The following is a 21,905-nucleotide window of genomic DNA, read 5'->3' on the forward strand; positions in this document are numbered from 1 at the left end:
CGGGCGGCGAGGGACACCCCAGACTCAGAGCGCGACGACCCGGCCCTCCGCCGCCGACCGGCGGGCGGCCTCAAGGACGGTGAGGGCCTCGACCGTCTCCTCCGGGTCGACCGGAGGCGGAGCCCCCTCACGCAGGCTCGCCACGACACCGCGGTAGAAGTCGAGATAGGCGCCGGGTTCGGTGCGGACGGGGTGGTCGGCCTCGTCGACGCCCAGGGTGCCCCACCGCTCCTGCGGCTCCTCGCCGAAACCGGGGGAGTCGGGGGTGAGGCCGGCGCGCAGGCGCTCCTCCTGGACGTCCAGGCCGTTCTTCAGGTAACCGGCCCGTGAGCCCAGCACCCTGAACCGGGGGCCGAGCCTGGGGGCGAGCGCGCTGGCCCACAGGTGGGAACGCGCGCCGGACACGTGCGTGAGCGCGACGAAGACGTCGTCGTCCGAGGCCACCCCGGGGCGGCGGACGTCGGCCTCCGCGTAGACGTGGGTGACGGGGCCCAGCAGGAGCAGGGCCTGGTCGACCAGGTGGCTGCCGAGGTCGTACAGGAGGCCGCCGACCTCGTCGGCGCCGCCCGCCTCCCGCCAGCCGCCCTTCGGGGTCGGCCGCCACCGCTCGAACCGGGACTCCAGGCGGTTGACGGCGCCCAGCTCCCCCGAGGAGAGCAGCCGCCGGATCGTGAGGAAGTCGCCGTCCCAGCGCCGGTTCTGGAACACGGTCAGCATCAGGCCGCGCTCGCCTGCCAGCTCGATCAGGCCCCTGGCCTCCCGCGCCGTCGCCGCCAGCGGCTTGTCGACCACGACCGGCAGTCCCGCCCGCAGGGCCGCCTCCGTCAGCGGGACGTGGGTGCGGTTGGGGGAGGCGACCACGACCAGGTCGCTGGACTCCCACAGCTCCTCCGCGTCGCCGACCGCCCGCGCGCCGTACTTCTCCCCGACCTCCGCGGCCCGCTCGGGGGAGCGGGTCACCACGGACGACAGACGCAGTCCCGGCGTCGCGGCGATCAGCGGGGCGTGGAAGAACGCTCCCGCGACGCCGTACCCGACGAGACCGACGCGCAGGTCGGCCTCCCCGCCGGCCTTCCCGGCGGCCACTGTGCCGGCCACTGTGTCGGCCCCTGTGCCGGTCACTGTGTCGGCCCTTGTGCCCGTCGCGGGGTCAGTCACCACGGCGCTCGTCGCGCTCGGCGAGGAAGGCCTCGAACTGGGCGGCGAGCTCGTCGCCGGTCGGCATCTCCGCGGGCTCCGCCATGAGGTTCTCACGCTCCGCGCCCGCCGCGAAGGCGTCGTACTGCTGCTCGAGCCCCGTGATGGCGGTCGACAACTCCTCGGACGCCCCGATCTGCTCGGCGATCTCGGTGTCGGTCCTGTCCGCGGCCTCGCGCAGGCCCTCCAGCGGGAACACCAGCCCCGTGCTCCTGGTGACCGCCTCAAGCGCCGTCAGCGCCGCGGCGGGGTACTCAGCCTGGGCGAGGTAGTGCGGGACGTGCACGGCGTACCCCAGGGCGTCGTGGCCCTTGGCCCCCAGCCGGAACTCGACCAGCGCGGCCACGCTCCCCGGCACCTGAACCCTGCCGAAGGCGCTGGTCTGGCCGGAGACGAGCTCAGGGCGGCTGGCGTGACCCGTGATCCCGAGCGGGCGGGTGTGCGGGACGGCCATCGGGATGCCGTGGACGGTCACCAGCCTGCCGACGCCGAGGCGGGTGGCCAGAGCGTCGAGGGCGGCGGTGAACAGCTCCCACTCACGGTCCGGCTCGGGGCCCGTGAGAAGCAGGAACGGCGTCCCCGTCGTGTCATGGGCCAGGCGCAGGGTCAGCTCGTGGCTCTCCACGCTCACCCACCGGTCGGTGTCGAAGGTCATGACCGGCCGCCGGGACCGGTAGTCGAGCAGGCGGTCCACGTCGAATGTCGCCACGACGCGGTGCTCCAGCTCCTCCAGCAGGTGGCCCATGGCGAGTCGTCCGGCGCCGCCCGCGTCCACGAACCCCTCGAAGTGGTAGAGCAGCACCGGATCGGTCAGCTCAGGGACCTCTCCGCTGAGCCGGTATAGATCCGTCGGGTCGAACACCGTCTCCCAGCCTTTCGTCGGTCGTCTCTCCACAACATGAACCCGCGGGCCGCCCGGTGAATTCCGCCGGCCGCGCCGATCACTGGGCACCCTATCGGGGCAGAATGAACCCCATGCAGCCCGACCCTGAGCTCGAGGAGTTCGCGACCCGCCTGTTCGACCTGGCCAGAACAGGGGAGACGGACACGCTTCGCGCGTATGTCGAGGCCGGGGTCCCGGCCAACCTGAGCAACGACAGAGGCGACACCCTGGTGATGCTCGCCGCCTACCACGGTCACGCGGAGACGGTCAGGGCGCTGACCGCCCTCGGCGCGGATCCGGGACGCGCGAACGACCGGGGGCAGACGCCGCTGTCGGGCGCGGTCTTCAAGAAGGAGCCAGAGGTGATCAGGGCGCTCCTGGACGCGGGCGCCGATCCGGACGCGGGCGTCCCCTCAGCCAGAGAGGCCGCCCGGATGTTCGGTCACGAGGAGTATCTGAAGTGGTTCGAACGTTAATCCCGATTCATGATGTCTCATATTTCGCGACATATTGAAATCATCTGACGTTCGGCCATTCTTGACAGGTGGGAACTACTACTACGCACCGGCCCGATCGGTACCTCCGCATCCCTCCGCTTCCCTGCCCCTTCCCGAGTGAGGTGAATCCCCACGTCGAAAGGGTCAACGAGGAGACCCTGAAATGGCTCGTCGGCTCGGGGATGGTGGGGGACGCGGAGACGATCGACCGCTACCGGCGGGCGAAGTACGGCTGGCTGAGCGCGCGGACCTACCCCTACGCGGAACACCACGTGCTCCGCCTGGTGACCGACTGGTGCGTGTGGCTGTTCGCCTTCGACGACGCCTTCTGCGAGTCCGACCGCAGGGCCGCCGAGATCGCTCGCGCGCTGCCGCAGTTCTACGCCGTCCTCGAGGACCTGGACACCGGCTCCCAGGTGGACGACGTGTTCGCCAGGACGTTGCTGGAGATCAAGGGCAGGATCGCCGCGTACGGCGACGGCGACCAGCTCGACCGCTGGCGAGGCGTCACGAAGGACTACCTGTTCGCCCAGGTGTGGGAGGCGGCCAACCGCGAGGACGAGGTGGTCCCGCCGCTGGAGGACTACCTCTTCATGCGGCGCAGGACCGGCGCCATGCTCACGGTCTTCGCCCTGATCGACATCGCCACCGGGCACTGCCTCACCCCCGAGGAGTGGCGTCACCCCGTCATACGGGCGATCACCGAGAACGCCAACGACGTCGTCGTCTGGGACAACGACCTCATCTCGTACGCCAAGGAGAGCGACAGCGGCAACTCCCGCAACAACCTGGTGAACGTGCTGGCCACGCACGGGGGATACTCCAGGCAGGCGGCCATGGAGATGATCGGCGGAATGCGGAACCGGGCCATCGCCGAGATGATCGCGCTGCGCCCCGCGCTGGAGGCCCTCGACTCCGAGGCGGTGCGCGCCTACGTCAGGGGCCTGGAGTTCTGGATCAGCGGAAGCGTCGACTACTCGCTGACCAGCTCCCGCTACACGCTCGCCTGGCAGCCGGAGGAGCGGCTGTTCCCCGAGAGGTGACCGCGCCCGCGGCAGGCGGGAGCGCGGTGTCCGCTCCCGCCCTGCCGCGGGCGGCCGTGGTCAGATCCGGGGAAACAGCTCCTCCGCCTCCTGGTCTCCGAGCGCGAGCTCGATCAGCTCCTCGAGGTTCAGCCTCTTGCCGCTGTCGAAGGCCTCCTCGTGCGCCTTCTCGCCCAGGAGGCGCTTGCACTCCTTGACGCAGCGGTCGTGCTCGGCGTTGAAGAAGGGCGAGCCGAGCTGGGGCATCCCGAAGGTGCGCCAGTTCGCCTGCCCTCCGCCCATCAGCCGCGAGGCGAGGAGCGGCTGGCCGTCCTCGAGAGCCTGCCTCGCGACCACCTCGATCGCCAGGCCGATGCCGAGCACGTCGTGGAAGTAGCGTTTGAGGCGCAGCGCCTCGCGCGCGTTCGCCAGGGCCTCGGAGGTGCGGCCCATCGCCTGGTAGACGCTGGCCAGGGCGTAGATGGCGTACGAGCGCAGCCACAGCTCGCCGCGCTGGGTGCAGACGGCGATGCAGTCGCGCAGCAGCACCTCGGCCTCGCCGGGGTCGTTCTGCATGAGCAGCACCATCGACAGCTCCACGATCGAGGGGAGCAGCCCGGGGTTGAGCTCCCTTCCGCTCTTGTGGAACTCGATGGCGACGCCGAGCAGCGCGCTGGCCTTGTGCAGGTCGTTCTGGAGGAACGCGGCCGTGCCGAGCATCTTGGTGGCCAGGATGACCGCGCCGGAGTCGCCGACGCGCACCGCGTCCGAGCTGCACCGGTCCGCGGCCTCGACGGCGCCGGCGATGTTGCCCTGGGCGCTGTGAATGTAGGAGAGCACCCACAGCGCCTTGCAGCGCTCCGAGCTCGGCTGGGGCGTCAGCTCCAAGGTCTTCTCGAGGTAGAGCCTGCCCTCGCGCGCCAGCCCGCAGGCCACCCACATGAACCACAGCGACGACAGGAGCTTCAGCCCCGCCTGTATCTCGCCCGGGGTGCTCAGGCAGTAGTCCAGGGCGACCCGGATGTTGTCGTGCTCGTGGCGCATCCGGACGTACCAGTAGACCTGGCGGGCGCCTGACCAGGCGTCCTCGCTCCTCTTGGCCAGCTGCAGGTAGTAGTCGCGGTGCCGCTCCCTGACGCGTCCCGTCTCGCCCAGCTTCCCCAGCCACTCCTCGCCGTACTGGCGCAGGGTGTCGATCAGCCGGTAGCGGTGCCCCGACGGCGTGCCGTCGCTCAGCAGGATCGACTTCTCGACCAGGCTGGCGATCAGGTCCATGATGTCCTCGCCGGGAAGGTTGTCCCCGGCGCAGACGTAACGGGCGGCGTCCAGCTCGAAGTCGCCCGCGAAGACCGACAGGCGGGCCCACAGCAGCCGCTCGGCGGGCTCGCACAGCTCGTGGCTCCAGCCGATCGCGGCGCGCAGCGTCTGGTGGCGGGGCAACGCCGTACGGCTGGCCCCCGCGAGCAGGCTGAAGCGGTCGGCCAGCAGCTCGAGGATCTGCTCGACCGACAGCGCCCGCATCCGGACCGCGGCCAGCTCGATCGCGAGCGGGATGCCGTCGAGCCGGCGGCACAGCTCGGAGACGGGGCCGACGTTGCGCTCGTCGAGCACGAAGTTGGGCACGACCGCGCTCGCCCGCGCGACGAAGAGCTGCACGGCCTCGTTGGTGAAGGGGTTCTCGTCGGGGAGGTCGCCGGGGACGGCCAGCGGCGGGATGGTGACCGTGTGCTCGCCCCTGGCGTTCAGCGACTGGCGGCTCGTGGCCAGGATGGTCAGGCCCCTGGCGTTGGTCAGCAGGTTCTCGAAGAGCGCGGCGCAGGCGTCGACGAGGTGCTCGCACGTGTCGATGATCAGCAGGATCTCGCGGTCGCCCAGCCACTCGACCAGCGTCTCGTCCGCCGAGCGGGACGACTGGTCGGCGATGCCGAGAGCCGAGGTGATGGTGTGCCGGACCATGCCCGAGTCCTGCAGCCTGGCCAGGTCGGCGAACCAGACGCCGTCCTTGAACTGACCGCTCACCAGGTGCGCGATGCGCAGCGCCGTACGGGACTTGCCCACGCCGCCGATGCCGGTCACGGTGACCAGCCGGTGCTCGCGAAGCCGCTGCCGGAGAGTGGTCAGGAGCCTGGTGCGCCCCACGAAGCTGGTGAGCTCGTTGGGGAGATTGCCGTCTCGCCGCCATCCTGATGGCGTTGCCATGGCCGCCTCACGGGGGGGTAGCTGACACCTGACCTCTCGCATCGTACCCGCCTGCGCCCTCGGCTGTCCCTGCGGCGGAGACCGGCCCGTGACATTTCCCGGCATGTCCCCTCGTGGTGCGGGGGACTCGGCGTGACGCTGGCTAGCATGGACGCGTGACTTCGCTTGAGCCCGACGACCTGCATCCCGACGATCTGCGCCCCGTCGACCTCTCCGACGACGGTCCGCCGATCCTGCCGGACCAGACCAGCGACGACACCGATCTCGGATGGGGAGGATGGCGCGAGCCCGACAACGACGCCCGGCTGCTCGAGGACCGGCCGCCCCACTGGTAGCCGGCCCCCTGGTAGCCCGGGCGCGCCGGGTCAGGGCGCGCACAGGATCAGGACACCACGTCCTTGCGCCGGAACCGGCGGAAGGCGAGGGCGACCAGGATCGCCGAGTAGGCGACCGAAACGGCCACGCCCTTGACCATCCCGCTGTACTCCGGTTGCGGCGCGAGGGCGTCCAGCCACGCCGTGTTCCAGAACGTCGGCAGGAACTCCCGCAGGGAACCGAGCGCCTCGACCGCCTGCAGGATGTTGCTGACGATCACCAGGCCGACCGCCCCGCCGACCGCGCCGAGCGGCGAGTCGGTGCCGACCGACAACAGGAAGGCCAGCGCGGCGACCACGAACTGGCTGACCAGGGCGTAGCCGATCACCACGCCGAAGCGGGGCAGCACCTCGAGCGCGGCGATGGTCTCGCCGGTGCCCGGCACCCGCACGTCGTGCCAGCCGAACGCCAGGGTCCCGGCCAGCAGGGCCATCAGCGGCAGGCAGACCACCGCCGCCGCGGAGTAGGCCATCGCGACGATCAGTTTCTGCCGCAGCAGCCGGTCGCGGGGGATCGGGGCGGCCAGCAGATAGCGCAGCGAGGACCAGCTGGCCTCGCTCGCCACGGTGTCGCCGCAGAACAGGGCGACCGCGACGACCAGCAGGAAGCTCGCGGAGACCGACAGCGCGAAGGCCGCGAAGTTCAGGCCGCCCTCGGTCGCCAGGTCGGAGATGCGCAGCGTGGCCCCCGGCTGGCCCGAGTTCGAGCCGACCTTGAAGGCGATCACCAGGATCCACGGCAGCGCGAGCAGCAGGCCGAACATCACCAGCGTGCGCCGCCGCCTGAACTGGCGCGCGAACTCGACCGCCAGCGGCAGCGTGCGACGGGCCAGGTAACCGGCGGCCGAGCCGTCGCCCTGGGAGCCGCTCCCGTGGTCGCCGCCCACCGGGACACCGGTGAGAGCCGTGCGCGAACCGTTGACGTCGTTCATGCGTTCTCCCCGATCAGGTCCAGGAACACGTCCTCGAGACGGCTGCCGGAGCCGTTGCCCGAGGCGCGGCGGCTCAGCAGGTCGCTCACCGGTCCCGCCGTGACGAGGCGGCCCCGGTGCATGACCACCACGTGGTCGCAGGTCTGCTCCACCTCCGCGAGCAGGTGGCTGGAGACGATGACCGTACGGCCCCGCGACGCGTACTCGATCAGGACCTCGCGCATCTCGCGGATCTGCGGCGGGTCGAGGCCGTTGGCGGGCTCGTCGAGCACCAGCAGGTCGGGCAGGCCGAGCATGGCCTGGGCGATGGCCAGACGCTGGCGCATGCCCTGGGAGTAGGTCCGCACGGCGCGGTCGAGCGCGCCGCCGAGCCCGGCGATCTCCAGGGCCTCGGTGAAGTGGGCGTCCTGCCGTGGGCGTCCTGTCGCCTTCCAGTACAGCTCCAGGTTGGCCCGCCCGGTCAGGTGCGGCAGGAAGCCGGGGCCCTCGACGAACGAGCCGAGCCGTGACAGCACGGGCGCGCCGGGGGAGACCCGGTGGCCGAAGATCCTGATCTCGCCGGCGTCCGGGTGGATCAGGCCCATCATCATCCGCATCGTGGTCGTCTTGCCCGCGCCGTTCGGGCCGAGCAGGCCGAGCACCTGGCCGTGCTCGACGGTGAAGGACAGGCCGTCCACGGCCAGCTCGCCGTTGCCGTAGGCCTTGGTCAGGCCGTCGATCCGCAGCGGGACCGTCTCGAGGGCGGGGTCGTGCCGGTCCGCGCGGCGCCGCCGCCCGATGAGCAGCAGGACCGCCGCGACGACGACCGACGCGGCGGGCAGCGCCCAGGTCCACCAGGTCAGGCCGGTGGCGGGGGTCCGCAGCGAGGGGTTCGTCGGGACGGTCAGGGTCTGCGAGGCCAGCCCGACCTCGTGGACGGCGGGGGCCGCCGGAGTGCTGTAGCCCAGGTCGGTGGTGGTGAAGGCGACGCGCAGCCGGTGCCCGACGTCGAAGCGGTGGTCGACGGCGGGCAGGGTGACCGTGGCCTCGCCGACGCCGCCCTCGGGGACGGTGATCCTGACCGGGGCGACGAGTCCCTCGGGCAGGACCGGCGCCTGACCGCCGCCCCCGACGTCGTAGAGCTTGGCGAACAGCGTCACCTCCCCGCCGCCCGGCTTCCCTTGTGCCGTTCCGTCGCGCGTGGCCTCCCCGTCGCCGGCTGTCCCGTCTCCTTCAGGGCCGCCGTTCTCCGCGTCCGGCTCTCCCGCGGGCTTCGCGTCCGTGCCCGCCCCGTCCGCCCCGGCCTCGGTGCGCACCCGCACCCTCACGGTCGAGCTGCCGGTGACCTGGAGCGGCGCGGTGAGCGGAGCGGAGTCGAAGTGGGCGCTCTGGCCCGCCATGTCGACCGACAGGCTCAGGTTGCCCGTGCCGCCGAGGCCGCCGAAACCGGGGACGGCGGAGATCGAGGAGGGGGACCCGCCCGGCGGGTTGGCCACCCGCTGGTCGGGGCCGCTCAGCGGGACAGGGACCGTGGAGGCGCCGGACAGGCCCGGATAGCCGGTCGCGGTCGCGTGCAGCTGGACGGGACGGCGGGTGCCGGGGTCGCGACCGCCGTCGCGGGTGACGGTGAACGGGCTGCCCGCCCCTTCGGCGTCCGCGCTCTTCCGCAGGTAGCGGTCGAACCAGCCCGCGGTCCGCTCGTGGATCCAGTCGACCTCGCCGTTGCCGCCGTCGTGGCCGCCGTCGAACCAGGCGACGCCGACCGGGGCGCCGGTCGCGGCGACCGCTCTGGCGTTGGCGTCGGCCTGGGCCAGGGTGAACAGCGAGTCGCGCTGTCCCTGGAGCAGCAGCGTCGGGATCTTGATCCTGCCGGGCACGGAGACCGGGCTGGACCTGCGCAGGGTGTCGATCGCGTCCTGCGTCGCCCGGCCCGTCTCGGCCACCCGCTGGTAGATGTCGCAGACCTCCGGCAGGAACCGGCCGCACCTGACCTCCTGGGCGGTCAGGGGCAGGCCGGGCCGGTCGGCCTGGTCGGCGCCGAGCTCGCCGCCTCCGGCCGCCGGGACCTGGCCGACGCCCGGGGTCGGGCCGCCCCTGCTGAAGAACAGCCCGGCCCACATCCGCTTGAACACGCCGTTCTGCGGGCCCTTGCCGCCCGCGTCGGGGAACAGCGCGTCGGCCAGGTCGTACCAGGTGATCTGGGGGACGATCGCGTCGATCCGGCCGTCGTAGGCGGCGGCCATCAGCGCGATGGCCCCGCCGTACGAGCCGCCCGCGACGCCCACCCTGGGGTCGCCGGCCGCGTCGAGCCGCACCTCGGGCCGCGCGGCCAGCCAGTCGACCAGTTGGCGGACGTCCTTGACCTCGTAGTCGGGGGAGTTGAGCGCGATCTGCCCGGTCGAACGCCCGAAGCCCCGAGCCGACCAGGTCAGCACGGCGTAGCCCTCCTGCGCCAGCCGCGTCGCCGCCGCCCGCACGCTCTGCTTGCTGCCGCCGAAACCGTGTGCCAGCAGCACCGCGGGGGCCTTGCCGCCTCCCGCGGGGGGGAAGAAACTCGCGTCGAGCGTGACCCGCTGGTCGTCGCGGGGGCCGTCGACCACCGCGATCCGCTGCTCCTGTGCCCTCACCTCGGGCGCGGACGGCCACAACGCCCAGGCCGCGACAGCGACGACCAGCACGGTGACCACCGCTATCCAGGTGACAGGCTTCCCAGCGAATTTCATGCGGCGAGCTTACTGAGGGCAGCTGAGAGGGGCCTGAGACGGTCGCGGCGGGTAGCCTCGCGAGACACCGCACTCCCGGCGAAGGCCTCACAGGGCATGACCGGCCAGGAACGGCCCCAACCCCTGTCCGCGTCTCAGGGATGTTCCTGATTGCGGACCAAGGTAAAGGACGGGCATCATTTCGCGCGTGAAGGTAGTCGTGAGCTTGAAACGAAGAGCCGCTCCGGTCGTCCAGTGGGCCCTGCCCTACTGGACCAGGGGAAAGGCGGGCCGTGAGACCCCGGAGGACCTGTTCAGGGTTCTCTACCTCGGCTGGCTGGTGGCCTTCTGCTTCAAGGTCCTCGGCGCCTCGTGGGACGTCTCCTGGCACTTCAAGTGGCTCCGCGACGACCTGGCGCCGCCGCACCTGCTCAACAGCGTCGGCACCGCCATCGCGCTCACGCTCACGATCATTCACCTCTACACCGGTTACGGCGTCGACAGGACGGCGCAGCGCCTCGTCGGCTGGGGCACCGCGGTCTTCCTGATCGCCGTGCCGCTCGACCTGATCAACCACCGCGTCAACGGGCTCGACATCACCTCGTGGAGCCCGTCGCACATGATGCTCTACATCGGCACGCTCCTCATGGTCTGCGGCGTGATCAGGGGCTGGTTCATGGGCGCGCCCCCCGGGCGGATGCGGACGCTGGTCCTCGGCGGGCTCTTCGTCTTCCTGCTGGAGAACGTCTGGTTCCCCGCGCAGCACCAGGAGTACGGCGTGTTCGGCATCGCCGCCTGGGACAAGGGACGCCCGGAGGCCGAGCCCATCCTGCTGCAGTTCGCCGCCGACCAGATGGGCCGCGCGATCGACCGGCCCATGGTGGTCAAGTTCTCGCTGCCGGTGCCGGACCAGGTGTACCCGCTCTACGCCGTGGCCGCCGCCATGATCGTTCTGGTGGTCGCCCGCGCGATGACGGGACGGACGTTCACCGCGACGGCCGTCGCCGCCTCCTACGTCGCCTACCGCACCCTCATCTGGCCGCTGCTCGCGCTCGCCGACTTCCCGCGCTCGGCGGTTCCGGCCTTCCTGATCGCCGGAGCCCTCGCGATCGACCTGGCGTTCCTGATCCGGATCCCGGTGGTGCGGGCGCTGGTCGGCTCACTCGCGGCCACCGTCGTCGTCGAGGAGACGCTCGTCCTGCAGAGCAAGGCCTACCTCACCCCGCCGCTGGTGCCGCCCCTGACGGTGGCGATCGGCGGGGTGATCCTCGTCGTGCTGTGGCTGACCGCCGAGTGGGCCCTGACCCGTTACCGGCTCCGGGCTCAGGTCATGGAGGCCGTGGTCAGCGCGACCGCGAGCCCGTAGGCCAGGCCCATCACGGTGATCTCCGCCGCCGCCCACGCGACGACGGCCGTCGCCTGCCGCGCGGCGATGCGCGGCAGCAGGCGGAACCTGATGTGGGCGGCGAACGGGATCAGCAGCGCGACGCACGCGGTCTTGGCGATCACCAGCAGCCCGTAGTGGCTGCCGAACAGCGCCCCCGGCAGTTCGATCCCCTGGGTCAGGGCCAGCGAGGCCAGGCCGTTCACCAGCCCCGAGACGCTCACCAGCACCAGCGCCAGCGTCGCCAGCCTGGAGAACTTCGGCAGGACCTGGGCCAGCAGGTCGCGGTTCCCCGCGACCAACAGCATGATCGTCAACAGTCCGCCCGTCCAGGCGGCGGAGCCCATCACGTGCAGCTCCATCGAGATCATGATGGGGTCGTGCCACAGCGAGTTCACCGCGTGCCCCGTGACGGGGATCGGCAGCAGGCCGAAGAAGGCGATCACGATCCGCAGCTCCGCCGGGACCTTCTCGCCGAACCGCACGGCCAGCAGCCCGATTCCGGCGTAGGCGAGCGCGCAGGCGGCGCTGAAGAGCATTCCCTGACCGGCGCCGAAGTCGTCGACGTACCTGGCGATCATCCCCGGGGTGGGGATCACTCCCGGGTTGAGCTGGGCGGTCTGGAAGACGATGATGACCAGGGCCAGCACCGCCCACGCCCACGCGAACGTCACCGCCAGCGGCCTGGCCCGGCGCATCACCGGCTCGGTGCGGTCGGGGTCGTCGAAGCCGAGCATCTTCGGCAGCAGGCTCAGGCCGACGACGGCCACCGCAGCCAGGTCGAGCAGCACCCGCAGCACCGGCAGGCCGTACTCCACCAGCGGTCCGGGAACCGCGATCCCCGGCACCGCCTCCTGGGCGGTCAGCGCCGTCACTGCCAGCACGGCGAGCAGGGCGCTCGAGACGAACCCGCCCGTGAGCAGTCTTCTGACGGCGCCCGCGGCGGGGCCCGTCCCGGGCGCGCGCTCCAGGGTCGCGGTCACCGCGAGGCCTCCCGGTCCCCGCCGCGGCGCAGCGCGACGACGGTGGCGCCGCCGAGCACGACGAGGGCGCCCACGATCCACAGCACGGCCATGCCGGCCCCGCCGTTCTGCGCGGCCTCGGCGGCCTGGGCGCTCAGGCCGGGCGTCTGGGGCGTGGCAGGGGCGGTGGCGGCGGGGGCGGGCTGCGCCGCCGCGCCCGTGCCCGCGGCGGTCAGGGTGAAGGTCACCTTGCCCGCCACCGGGTGGCCGTCCGAGGACATGATGCGGTATCCCGCGACGTACTGCCCCGCGGGGCCGAGGGGCCTGACCGCGACGCTCACCTTCGCGCCGTCGACGGTCGTCTTCCCGTCCTCCCAGCGAGTCCCGTCGGGGCCGGTCACGCTGATCTGCGCGAAGCCCTGCCGTACCGTCTGGTCGAAGGTGAGGGTGATCGTCCGTGGTCCCTCGGCGAGACTGGCGCCCTCCGCGGGGTCGCTGCCGATCAGCACGTTGTGGGCCTGCGCCGGAGTGACCACGCCCATGAGCGCGGCGCACGCGAACAGCAGGACAGTCAGTAGCCGCCTCACCGATCGTGGCCTTCCGTTGGGTATGTCATGACCTTGCCATGCTCCCACCACAGCCTTCCGGCGTGGGAATCGGCCGTGGAATCGGTCAGGGATACGCCGGGGAGGACGACGAGGGCGGCGGCGGAGGGGCCCCGCGGCGGGAGACAGACGCGCGGACGCCCGTACGGACGCCCGCGGAGACGAGGGCGCCCGGCGATCCGATGGCAGGAGGAGGATCGCCGGGCGCCGGTGGGACAGGTGGCTAGTTCAGGCGCTGCCAGAGCGCGGGCACGTTCGCGGGCTCCCAGCCCGTGGCCGAGGTGTGCGGCTGGCGGCACTCATAGTTGGCGCCCGAGTAGGAGACCCTGGTGCCGGTGGTGTAGGCCGTGCCCGCCTTCCACGCCGGGTAGGTCCCGGTCGGGGTGACGGTGGGCGTCGGGGTGACCGTGGGGGTGACGGTCGGGGTGGGGGTGACGGTCGGGCTCACCGTCGGGGTCGCCGTCGGCGTGTTGGTCGGGGTGACGGTCGGGCTCACCGTGGGGGTCGGGCTTCCGGTGGGGATGACGGTCGGGGAGGGGCTGGAGGTCGCGCAGACGCCCAGGTCGTTCCAGACGGCGTTGGTGCCCGGCTCGTTGTTCTGGGTCCACCACTTGGCCTGCCACAGGTGGCCCTTGTGCGTGACCTTCGCGCCGCCGTTGTAGACCTCGGTCGCCGACCAGGCGGGGGCGCCGCAGTCGCCGCCGGGGCCGCCGCTGCCGGTCGGCGTCGGCGTCGGGTTGACGACCACGCCGCCGCGGGCGTAGTCGCCGGTCAGGCCGTAGGTCTTGCCGCCGAAGCTCACGGTGAAGTTCGCCGGAGCCGGAGCGGGCAGGTAGTAGACGTAGTCCATGTTCAGCGAGGCGCCGGGGGCCAGCGGCTCGTTGGCCTTCAGCTTGAAGGAGACCCGGTTGAAGTCGCCCTTCAGGCCGCCGACGTTGTTGCCCGTGCCGTGCTCGCTGCTGATCACGGTGAGGCCGTAGCCGGACTGGTCCTTGGCGGTCTTCGGGGCCGAGCTGGCGTAGTCCCACTGGAACTCCGCGCCGCCGGGGATCGTCGTCTTGGAGTTGTTGGTGACCTTCAGCTTGCCGGTGATCGGGTAGTTGCTGTCACCGACGGGGAACCCGCTGATGTCCACGCTCACGTCGAGCTTCTCGTTGGGGATGCTCACCTTGGCGCGGGTCGCGTTGTACGGCGCGGCGGCCTTGAACGTGTCGTACACCTGCGTGGTGAGCGTGTTGCCCATGAACCACTCGCTCTTGGCCGAGTCCCAGGCGTAGTCGCCGGCGAGCTCCCAGATCATCAGGCCGCCGATGCCCTTGTCCTTGACGTAGTTGGCCTTGACGCCGATGGACTGGTCGTCCTCGGTCGACAGGAAGACCTTCTTGGTGGAGTTCCACAGCCAGGGGGCGACCAGGGTCGAGTCGTAGTTGCGGGTGTAGGTGCCGGTCAGCTTGTCCTCGGGGTCGGCCGGGTCGAGGCCGTAGGCGGGACCGTAGGAGCCGACACGCCCCTCCTGCAGGTTCTTGGCGTGCCAGAGTGGGTTGCCGCCTCCGCTGACCTCGGTGTTGTTCTCCTCGTCGTGCCAGAGGTTGTCGATGCCGCGGGCGCCGTCACCGCAGCTGGTCAGGCCGGTCGGACAGCCGCTGGTGCTCTTGGAGGTGCCCCACAGGCCGTTGGTGCCGCCGGTGACGTTGCGCCAGCCCCGGGTGTAGTACGGCACGCCGATGTTGATCCGGCCGGGCTGGACCGCGCCGCGGAAGTAGTGGTAAGCCCAGTCGGTGTTGAGGTAGCCGAGGCCGCCGTACGCCTCGGTGTTGTAGACGTTCCACTTGGCCAGCTCGGCGTCCTTGCCGTCGTCGTAGAGCGCCGCGTTCGGGCCGACGAACTCGTTCCACGCGCCGTGCAGGTCGTAGGACATGATGTTGATGTAGTCCAGGTACTGCGTCACCTGGAAGGTGTCCATGCCGCGCAGCAGATAGCCGGAGGAGGGCGCGGCCACGGTCAGCATGTAGTACTTGCCGTCGGCGGCCGCGGCGGCGTTGAGCTTGTCACGCAGCGTCTTCATCAGCACCGCGTAGTTCTTCATCAGCGAGGAGCGGCGGGCGTTGGCGATCTGCCAGTCCAGCGGGTGGCCCGCGTCCTTCATCGACGTCGGGTACTCGTAGTCGACGTCCAGGCCGTTGAAGCCGTACTTCCTGACGAACTCGACCGAGGAGTCGGCGAAGGCGTTGATCCCGGCCGTGTTGGCCGAGCCGTCGGCGTTCGTCGTCATCGTGTAGAAGCCGCCGGAGGGCTTGCGCTCGCCCGAGGCGTCGAAGTAGCCGCCGGTCTCGGCCCAGCCGCCGACGCTGATCAGCGTCTTGACGTTGGGGTTGGCCTTCTTGTACTTGTTCAGCAGGTTGAAGTGGCCCTTGTAGGACAGCGCCGGGTCGAGGGTGTCGATCCCCGGCCATTCCATGCCGGTGGCCGCGTTGTTCGGCCCGTCGGTGCCGACCGAGATCTTGTTGTCCGCGCCGACGTGCGCGAACGCGTAGTTGATGTGGGTCACCTTGCCCCACGGGACGTCCTTGGCGAGGTAGGACGGCTGACCGTTCTTGCCGGTCCGCCATCCGGTGAAGTAGCCGATGATGCGGCGCGGGTGGTCCGCGCCCATCTTCTCCCGGCCCGACTCGTCGTAGACCTGGCAGTAGGGAACGGCGAGGCCCGGTGTGGTGTAGAGGCCGTCGGGACGGCAGGCCGAGTCGTCGGCCGCCGCGGTGGCCGTGCCCGCGAGCGCGCAGGCGATGAGGGCGAACGACGCGCCGGCCGCCGCCAGGCCCGCGCGTAAACGTGAGGACATGGGAGAGCTACCTCCGAATGAGGAAACACAGCAGTTACCCCAACCCCGAGGCCCCCCACGGGTTGTGATTTTGGAAACTATGCGCTCCCACCAGGTCCGTCAATCCTTTCTTTTAAGAAAGTTTCCTGATAGTTAGTTAGGGGTGATCTCGCTGAACCTCGGCGGGCGCGGCCCAGGCCCGCGTTGCCACGGCTTCCCCCGACCCCGGATCCCGTGACCCGCGGCGGGTGGCCCGTGCCCGCACGCAGCGCTTTCACACCTCTCGGGACACCCCCGAAAACCTTGCGGGCCCCCCGGCGCGGCACCCCGCCGCCGGGCGGGCCTCACCTTCTTCCCCCTTCCCCTCGCCTTCCCCCGGAAAGGGACGCGGAAGGGGGTGGCCGCCCCCCGGGCGGCCACCCCGCCCTCTGCACCGCGGGGGTACACGGGAGAGGGGATTCACAGGAGAGACGCCTTCGCCCGGCCCTCCTGTCGGCCGGGACCGGTCACCTCTCGAACGAGGCGGGCACGGCGATCATCGATGGTCTCCCCGTGTCGGTTCCGGTGCGCCCCGGGAGCGACTCTGGCGGCTCGATGTCCGCGGAGTATGAGCGGAAGGTCATGAACGTGTAACAGGTCGGCCCCTGTCCGGGCCTCGCCCGCGACCCAGGCCGAGCAGGCTCCTGCCGGGGCGGCGGGCGGTCAGGGAGGCGAGCCGGACGGCGAGCGCGGGCGACAGCCGCGCCACGCGCCAGGCGATCCGCCCGGACGCGGGGGCCACGATGAGCGCCCGGTCTCGGGCGAGCCCCCTCATGACGTCGTCGGCCAGCGCGTCGACGGGGTAGAGGCCGCCCTGGATCCTGGTGGCGGAGCGCCGGGCGGTGGCGCCGGTCGCGGTCTGCGGCAGGCCGGGGTTGGCGTGGTCGAGCAGCGGGGTGTCGGTGAAGCCGGGGCAGAGCGCGCTCACCTTCACGCCGTGCGCCGCCGCCTCGGCCCGCAGGGCGAGGGACAGCCCCACCACCGCGTGTTTGGCCGCGGCGTAGGGCGCCATCATCGGCGCGGGAAGCAGCCCGGCCAGGGACGCGGTGTTCACGATGTGGCCGAACCCCTGCCGGACCATGACGGGGTAGGCGGCGTGGACCCCGTGGACCACGCCGCGCAGGTTCACGTCGATCGCGCGGTTCCAGTGGTCGAGGGTGAGCTCGTCGGCTGTGCCGCCGACCGCGATCCCGGCGTTGTTGAACATGAAGTCCAGCCTGCCCAGGTCGTCCCTAACGGTCGTCACCAGGTTCTGGACGGCCCGCGCGTCGGTGACGTCCAGCGTCACGGCCGTACCGCCGCACTCCCCGGCCACCCGCTCGGCCCCCGCGCCGTCCAGGTCGGCGACCACGACGCGCGCGCCGCGCGCGCCGAGCCTCAGGCACAGGGCCCGCCCTATGCCGGACGCGCCTCCTGTGACGATCGCTGTCCTCATCCTCGTCCCTCGTCCTCTCGACGCGCGGGGCCGGGTCGTGCGCCCCCGGACGCCCGTTCGGTGATCATGTGCGCCCCCAACAGTGGCACAACGCCCCACGGGGGTATGAGCTCTCTCACGCCGGTGTGGCGTCCTTCACTCAGCGTGGTAACCGGGCCACTCCTCCCGCGCTTCGTGCTCCCACGGTAGCTGGGCGTAGTGGAATCCTGCTGATATGGCAGCGGTATCCGCTCCCCGCCCCCTCTTGGGAGCCGTGCTTCTGTTGTTCGTCAGCGCCGCCTGGGGGTCGGCCTTCCCGCTGATGAAAGACCTCATGGTCCGCGTTCCCGTCGCGGACCTGCTCACCGAGCGCTACGCCGTGGCGACGCTCGTCCTGCTCGCCCTGCGTCCGCGCTGTCTGCGGGAACTGCCGGAGGACACCTGGCTGACCGGACTCCTGCTCGGCCTGCTGTTCGGCGTGGGGCAGACGGCCCAGGCGGTCGCGCTGCACGACCTGCCCTCCTCGGTCTCCGGATTCACCGTCGGCTCCTACGTGGTGATCACCCCGGTCCTCGGGCTGGTCCTGCTCGGCGCGGGCGTCTCCGGGCGCACGTGGCTGGCGGTCGCGCTGGCCACGGCCGCCATGACGATCTTCACGCTCCTCAGGGGCACGGAGGGCAGAGCGGTCCCGCTGCCCGCGCTGGCCGTCACCCTGCTGTCCGCGGTGCTGTACGCGGGGCACACCCTCGTGCTCGGCAACTTCGCCGGGGCGCGGCGTGACGCCTACGCGGTCGCGGTGATCCAGCTCGGCACCATCGCGCTGCTGACGGGCGCTCTCGCCGCGCCCGGCGGCCTCACCCTGCCCCGTGCCCCGGCCGACTGGGCGATCCTCGCCCACCTGTCGATCGTGGCCTGCGCCCTCGGGTTCCTGGCGCGGTCCTTCGGCCAGCTCCACGTGCCCGCCGCGGCCGCCGCGGTGATCCTGTCCGCCCAGCCGCTCTGGGTGGCCGCCCTCGCCGTCGCGCTGTACGGCGAGCAGCTCACCTGGACCGTCCTCCTGGGCGGGGGGCTGATCGCCCTGGCCATGTTCCTGGTCGTGCTGCCGGAGGAGACCCTCAGCGCAGCGCCTCGGGAGACAGGCCCAGCTCTCCCGCGGTAGCCGTGCGGACGAACTCGGCCAGGCGCGCCTGGCTCAGCACGCGTCTGTGCACGGTCGCCTGGGTGGACAGCCCGTCGATGAGCGAGACGATCCGCCAGGTGGAGCCGTCGGGATCGGCACAGGTGAACGCCCCTGTCCCGGTGCCGTCGTCGATGATCGCGCGCAGTGCCTGTTTCCACCGCAGGTCGATCCTCCTGGACATCTCCTCCAGCTCGGCGTTGCGGATCGACTCGGCCCACGCGTCGATCCACAGTGCCCACGACTTGGATCTGCCGGCGGGGGAGTAGAGCCTGAGCAGGGCGCGCAGCCGTTCGAGCGGTGAGCCCGCCGCGCTCTCCACCTTGGTGAGCGCCTCCAGGTCGCGCTCGGCCGCGTAGGCGAAGGCCTGGGCGAACAGCTTCTCCTTGGTCTCGAAGTGGTAGAACAGCAGCGCCTGGCTGACCCCGGCGGCCTGCGCGATGTCGGCCGTCCGCGTGTGACCGAAGCCCTGGGCCGCTATGACGTCGCAGGCGGTCCGGAGCAGATCTTCGCGACGTAGTCGTCCAAATCCCCGTGCCACAGGGGAACCCTAGCGGGTAAGGGGAAGGCGCAATACGAAACGCGCGCCTTGGGCGCTCTCCTCCAGTCTCAGGGTTCCGTCGTGCGCCTCGGCGATCTGTCTGGCGATGGGCAGTCCCAGCCCCGTGCCCCCCGCGTCCCTGTTGCGCGAGGCGTCGAGCCGGGTGAAGCGGCGGAAGACCACCTCCCACTGGTCGCGGGCGATCCCGGCGCCGTCGTCGACCACCTCCACGACGGCCGTGTCCCCGTGGGCGGCCACGCTCACCGTGACCCGGGAGGCGGCGTGCCGCTCGGCGTTGTCCAGCAGGTTGGTCAGCAGCCGTGCCAGCCTGACCCGGTTGCCGAGCACGACGACGCCGTGCTCCGCCTCGCAGACCAGCTCGACGCAGCGCCTGCGGCGGCTGACCTCCTCCCGGCACAGACGGCCCAGGTCGACCGGCTCCTTGAGCGCGGGAGCGCCCGAGTCGAGCTTGGCCAGTATCAGCAGGTCGGAGACGATCGCCTGGAGCCGGTCCAGGCTGACGAGCATCTCGTTGGCCTTCGCCTTCCAGTCGGTGTCCTCCGGATAGTGCAGCGCCTCCTCCACCTGCGCGCGCATCGCGGTGATCGGGCTGCGCAGGTCATGGGAGGCGTCCGAGGCGAACCTGCGCTGCTGCTCCGCCGCCTCCTCGAGCCGGTCGAGGGTCTGGTTGATCGTTACCGCCAGTTGCTTGATCTCGTCCCACGCGGGCGGGACGGGCACCCGCCGGCCGAGGTCGGTCGCGGTTATCTCCGCGAGTTCGTTCCTGATCGCGTTCACCGGGACCAGCGCCCGGTTCACCGTCTGGTACGCGCCGAACCCGGCCAGCAGCACCAGCAGCAGGCTGGTGCCCACGACGGCGGCGAACAGCCAGGGGTGGACGTACCAGGGGACGACGTCGTCGGCGGCGTAGATGATCCAGTCGCCTTCCGTCTGGTGGACCCTGAAGGCCACCACGACTATGCACTTGTCGTCGAGCCCGGGAGCGTGGCACAGCTCCCTGGCCGAGCTGATGCTCCCCGGCGGGGGGACGAAGTGCGCTATCCGGGGGCCGCCGCGCAGGTTCGGGGTCGACGCGATGACCCGGTCCGCCGAGTCGAGGACCTGGATGCCGTCGAGCGTTCCCTGGGGGAGCACGGGGGGCAGCCTGTCCCGCATGCCGAGGTTGACGGTCTCCAGGGCGGCGTTGGCGACCTCCCGCGCGCGGAAGCTGCCGGCCAGGCTGTACAGGGAGAGCGTCACGACCACGGTGAGGACGAGGGCGGACAGGGCGGCGACGGTGACGGCGATCAGCGTCAAGCGGGTCCGTACGGACCAGGTGCCCTTGGTGACCACGCCGAACTCCCCCGAGACAAGACGATCACCCTAGACGGACTAATTACCGTTCCCTGGCCATTCATTGCCAAGCAGGGGCAAAGTTCCCTTGTCCTTCCGCTGTAGAACACCGCCCCGCACGGCCCCCGTGACGTCGACCAGGCAGGTGGAGGCCGATCCGAGCGGGTATGGACCCCTGGGGCGCCGCGGGACCCGTCGCCCCGTGAAGGAGGAGTCCCATGCCCGACATCGGCGCGCTCCCCGGCTTCTACCGGATCGCCGAGGCCTTCCCCGACCGCGGGGCGGTGATCGACCAGGACGGCACGGTGACCACGTACGGCGAGCTGCTCGCCAGGGTCAACCAGGTCTCACACGGGCTGAGGGCGGAGGGGCTCACCAGAGGCGACGTGGTCGCGACCGTGCTGCCGAACGGCCTCGACGCGGTGGTCACGCTGATGGCGACCGGGCAGCTGGGGCTGTACCACGTCCCGGTCAACCGGTGTCTCACCGACGCGGAGATCGCCTACATCCTGGCCGACTGCGACGCGGGGATCGTGGTCGCGGACCGGGAGCGTCCCGTGGCCGGGTCGCTCCACGACGTCGCCGCGCTGGCCGAGGGACGGCCCGCCACCGCTCCCGGCGACAGGTCGGCGGGCAGCGTCATGTGGTACACCTCGGGCACCACCGGGTTCCCCAAGGGCGTGCAGCGACCGCTGCCGGACGCCACGCCCGAGGAGATCGTCCCGCCCGTCACCTGGTTCCTCGGCGAGACCTGCGACCTGCGTCCCGGCGACGGGGTCCACCTGGTGACCGCTCCGATGCACCACGCCTCGCCCTGCGCCCACACGATGTCCGCCCTCCACCTGGGGCACACCCTGGTCGTCGCGCCCGCCTTCGACCCCGCGACCGTCCTGGAGCTCGTCGACAGGCATCGCGTCACCAACTCCATGATGGTCCCGACCATGTTCCACCGGCTGCTCAGACTGCCGGAGGAGACCAGACGGAGCCACGACCTGTCGTCGCTCCGGCAGGTGATCCACACGGGGGCGGCCTGCCCCGTCGCCGTCAAGAAGGCCATGATGGACTGGTGGGGGCCGGTCCTGTACGAGTACTACGGCTCCACCGAGACGGCCATCGCCTTCGCGGTCAGGCCGCGCGACTGGCTGGAGCGTCCCGGCACGGTCGGGCGTCCCGCGCCGGGCGTCGAGGCGAGGATCCTCGGTCCCGGCGGCGAGGAGCTTCCCGCGGGCGAGCCCGGGATGATCCACGTCAGGTCGGGCCTCGGATCCTTCCGCTACCGCGGGGGTCCGGAGAGGACCGCCCCCGGCACGCGTGGCGGCTGGTACGCCCCCGGCGACATCGGCTACCTGGACGAGGACGGGTTCCTGTTCCTGTGCGACCGCCGTACCGACCTGATCGTCTCGGGAGGGGTGAACGTCTACCCGGCGGAGGTCGAGGCGGCGCTGCTGGAGCATCCCGCCGTCGCGGACGTGGCGGTGATCGGCGTTCCCGACGAGGAGTGGGGCCACAGCGTGGTCGCCCTGGTCCAGCCCGTGCCGGGCGGCGGCCCTTCGGCGGAGGAGCTGCTGGAGCACCTGGGCCCGCGCCTCGCCCGGTTCAAACACCCCAGGGTCATCGAGTTCCGTGACGACCTGCCCCGGGCGCCCACGGGAAAGCTCTCCAGGTCCAGGCTCCGCGAGGAGTATCTGGCCGGGGGCTGAGCCCGGCGCCCCGGGCGGTCACATCGGGACCCATTCGGTGGAGACGGTGACCTCGCGCAGGATGTCGGGGACGGGGTCGACGCCGATGCCGGGGCCGGTGGGGACGGGCAGGTGGCCGTTCTGCAGG

Annotated in this window: 17 protein-coding genes; 6 read left to right on the plus strand and 11 right to left on the minus strand. The window is 71.4% G+C overall.

Annotated elements, in window-relative coordinates; translation table 11 throughout:
- Nucleotides 1–24: 24 nt before the first annotated feature.
- Nucleotides 25–1,098, minus strand: coding sequence for a Gfo/Idh/MocA family oxidoreductase (locus tag PKF00_RS41570; RefSeq protein ID WP_271223283.1), 1,074 nt, complete (start codon nucleotides 1,096–1,098; stop codon nucleotides 25–27).
- 52 nt (nucleotides 1,099–1,150) lie between these two features.
- Nucleotides 1,151–2,059, minus strand: coding sequence for a proteasome assembly chaperone family protein (locus PKF00_RS41575; RefSeq protein WP_271223284.1), 909 nt, complete (start codon nucleotides 2,057–2,059; stop codon nucleotides 1,151–1,153).
- Nucleotides 2,060–2,163: 104 nt separating this feature from the next.
- Here PKF00_RS41575 and PKF00_RS41580 point away from each other — a divergent pair, with 104 nt between their 5' ends.
- Nucleotides 2,164–2,556 carry an ankyrin repeat domain-containing protein gene (locus PKF00_RS41580; protein ID WP_271223285.1) on the plus strand — a complete coding sequence of 131 codons (393 nt, stop codon included), beginning with the start codon at nucleotides 2,164–2,166 and terminating at the stop codon, nucleotides 2,554–2,556.
- Nucleotides 2,557–2,699: 143 nt separating this feature from the next.
- Nucleotides 2,700–3,620: a 4-epi-cubebol synthase gene (locus PKF00_RS41585; RefSeq protein ID WP_271223286.1), complete on the plus strand. Its 921-nt coding sequence runs from the start codon at nucleotides 2,700–2,702 to the stop codon at nucleotides 3,618–3,620.
- Nucleotides 3,621–3,680: 60 nt separating this feature from the next.
- On the opposite strand, the gene PKF00_RS41590 is transcribed toward PKF00_RS41585, so the two are convergent.
- A complete protein-coding gene (locus PKF00_RS41590) occupies nucleotides 3,681–5,798 on the minus strand; it encodes an ATP-binding protein (protein ID WP_271223287.1) in 2,118 nt (705 codons plus the stop codon).
- A 155-nt stretch (nucleotides 5,799–5,953) separates the two neighbouring features.
- On the opposite strand from PKF00_RS41590, the gene PKF00_RS41595 reads away from it, so the two are divergent.
- Nucleotides 5,954–6,133 carry a hypothetical protein gene (locus PKF00_RS41595; RefSeq protein WP_271223300.1) on the plus strand — a complete coding sequence of 60 codons (180 nt, stop codon included), beginning with the start codon at nucleotides 5,954–5,956 and terminating at the stop codon, nucleotides 6,131–6,133.
- 47 nt (nucleotides 6,134–6,180) lie between these two features.
- Here PKF00_RS41595 and PKF00_RS41600 read toward each other — a convergent pair whose 3' ends face one another.
- Nucleotides 6,181–7,104: an ABC transporter permease gene (locus PKF00_RS41600; protein ID WP_271223288.1), complete on the minus strand. Its 924-nt coding sequence runs from the start codon at nucleotides 7,102–7,104 to the stop codon at nucleotides 6,181–6,183.
- A complete protein-coding gene (locus PKF00_RS41605) occupies nucleotides 7,101–9,806 on the minus strand; it encodes an alpha/beta fold hydrolase (RefSeq protein ID WP_271223289.1) in 2,706 nt (901 codons plus the stop codon). Before PKF00_RS41605 ends, PKF00_RS41600 begins: the two co-directional genes overlap by 4 nt.
- 187 nt (nucleotides 9,807–9,993) lie before the next feature.
- On the opposite strand from PKF00_RS41605, the gene PKF00_RS41610 reads away from it, so the two are divergent.
- Nucleotides 9,994–11,151 carry a hypothetical protein gene (locus tag PKF00_RS41610; RefSeq protein ID WP_271223290.1) on the plus strand — a complete coding sequence of 386 codons (1,158 nt, stop codon included), beginning with the start codon at nucleotides 9,994–9,996 and terminating at the stop codon, nucleotides 11,149–11,151.
- On the opposite strand, the gene PKF00_RS41615 is transcribed toward PKF00_RS41610, so the two are convergent.
- From PKF00_RS41615 to PKF00_RS41630, 4 genes are all read right to left on the minus strand, one after another.
- Nucleotides 11,109–12,152 (minus strand): CopD family protein, encoded by a 1,044-nt coding sequence (locus tag PKF00_RS41615; RefSeq protein WP_271223291.1) that lies wholly within the window; start codon nucleotides 12,150–12,152, stop codon nucleotides 11,109–11,111. The genes PKF00_RS41610 and PKF00_RS41615 overlap by 43 nt on opposite strands.
- Nucleotides 12,149–12,718, minus strand: coding sequence for a copper resistance CopC family protein (locus PKF00_RS41620; RefSeq protein ID WP_271223292.1), 570 nt, complete (start codon nucleotides 12,716–12,718; stop codon nucleotides 12,149–12,151). Before PKF00_RS41620 ends, PKF00_RS41615 begins: the two co-directional genes overlap by 4 nt.
- A 241-nt stretch (nucleotides 12,719–12,959) precedes the next feature.
- Nucleotides 12,960–15,575 (minus strand): chitinase C-terminal domain-containing protein, encoded by a 2,616-nt coding sequence (locus PKF00_RS41625; RefSeq protein ID WP_271223293.1) that lies wholly within the window; start codon nucleotides 15,573–15,575, stop codon nucleotides 12,960–12,962.
- Nucleotides 15,576–16,173: 598 nt separating this feature from the next.
- Nucleotides 16,174–17,028, minus strand: a complete 855-nt coding sequence (locus PKF00_RS41630) for an SDR family NAD(P)-dependent oxidoreductase (protein ID WP_271223294.1) — start codon at nucleotides 17,026–17,028, stop codon at nucleotides 16,174–16,176.
- A gap of 253 nt (nucleotides 17,029–17,281) precedes the next feature.
- On the opposite strand from PKF00_RS41630, the gene PKF00_RS41635 reads away from it, so the two are divergent.
- Complete coding sequence (locus PKF00_RS41635) at nucleotides 17,282–18,166, plus strand: DMT family transporter (protein WP_271223295.1); 885 nt, start codon at nucleotides 17,282–17,284, stop codon at nucleotides 18,164–18,166.
- On the opposite strand, the gene PKF00_RS41640 is transcribed toward PKF00_RS41635, so the two are convergent.
- Together PKF00_RS41640 and PKF00_RS41645 are read right to left on the minus strand one after the other, a co-directional pair.
- Complete coding sequence (locus PKF00_RS41640; protein ID WP_271223296.1) at nucleotides 18,123–18,725, minus strand: TetR/AcrR family transcriptional regulator; 603 nt, start codon at nucleotides 18,723–18,725, stop codon at nucleotides 18,123–18,125. The two genes, PKF00_RS41635 and PKF00_RS41640, sit on opposite strands and share 44 nt — an antisense overlap.
- A gap of 9 nt (nucleotides 18,726–18,734) precedes the next feature.
- The gene (locus tag PKF00_RS41645) at nucleotides 18,735–20,078 is read right to left on the minus strand and encodes a sensor histidine kinase (protein WP_271223297.1); all 1,344 of its coding nucleotides are present in this window, start codon (nucleotides 20,076–20,078) and stop codon (nucleotides 18,735–18,737) included.
- 218 nt (nucleotides 20,079–20,296) lie between these two features.
- On the opposite strand from PKF00_RS41645, the gene PKF00_RS41650 reads away from it, so the two are divergent.
- Nucleotides 20,297–21,778 carry an AMP-binding protein gene (locus PKF00_RS41650; RefSeq protein ID WP_271223298.1) on the plus strand — a complete coding sequence of 494 codons (1,482 nt, stop codon included), beginning with the start codon at nucleotides 20,297–20,299 and terminating at the stop codon, nucleotides 21,776–21,778.
- Nucleotides 21,779–21,905: the final 127 nt, after the last annotated feature.

Origin of the sequence: Streptosporangium carneum, assembly GCF_027922005.1 — a bacterium.
Classification (GTDB): Bacteria; Actinomycetota; Actinomycetes; order Streptosporangiales; family Streptosporangiaceae; genus Streptosporangium; species Streptosporangium carneum.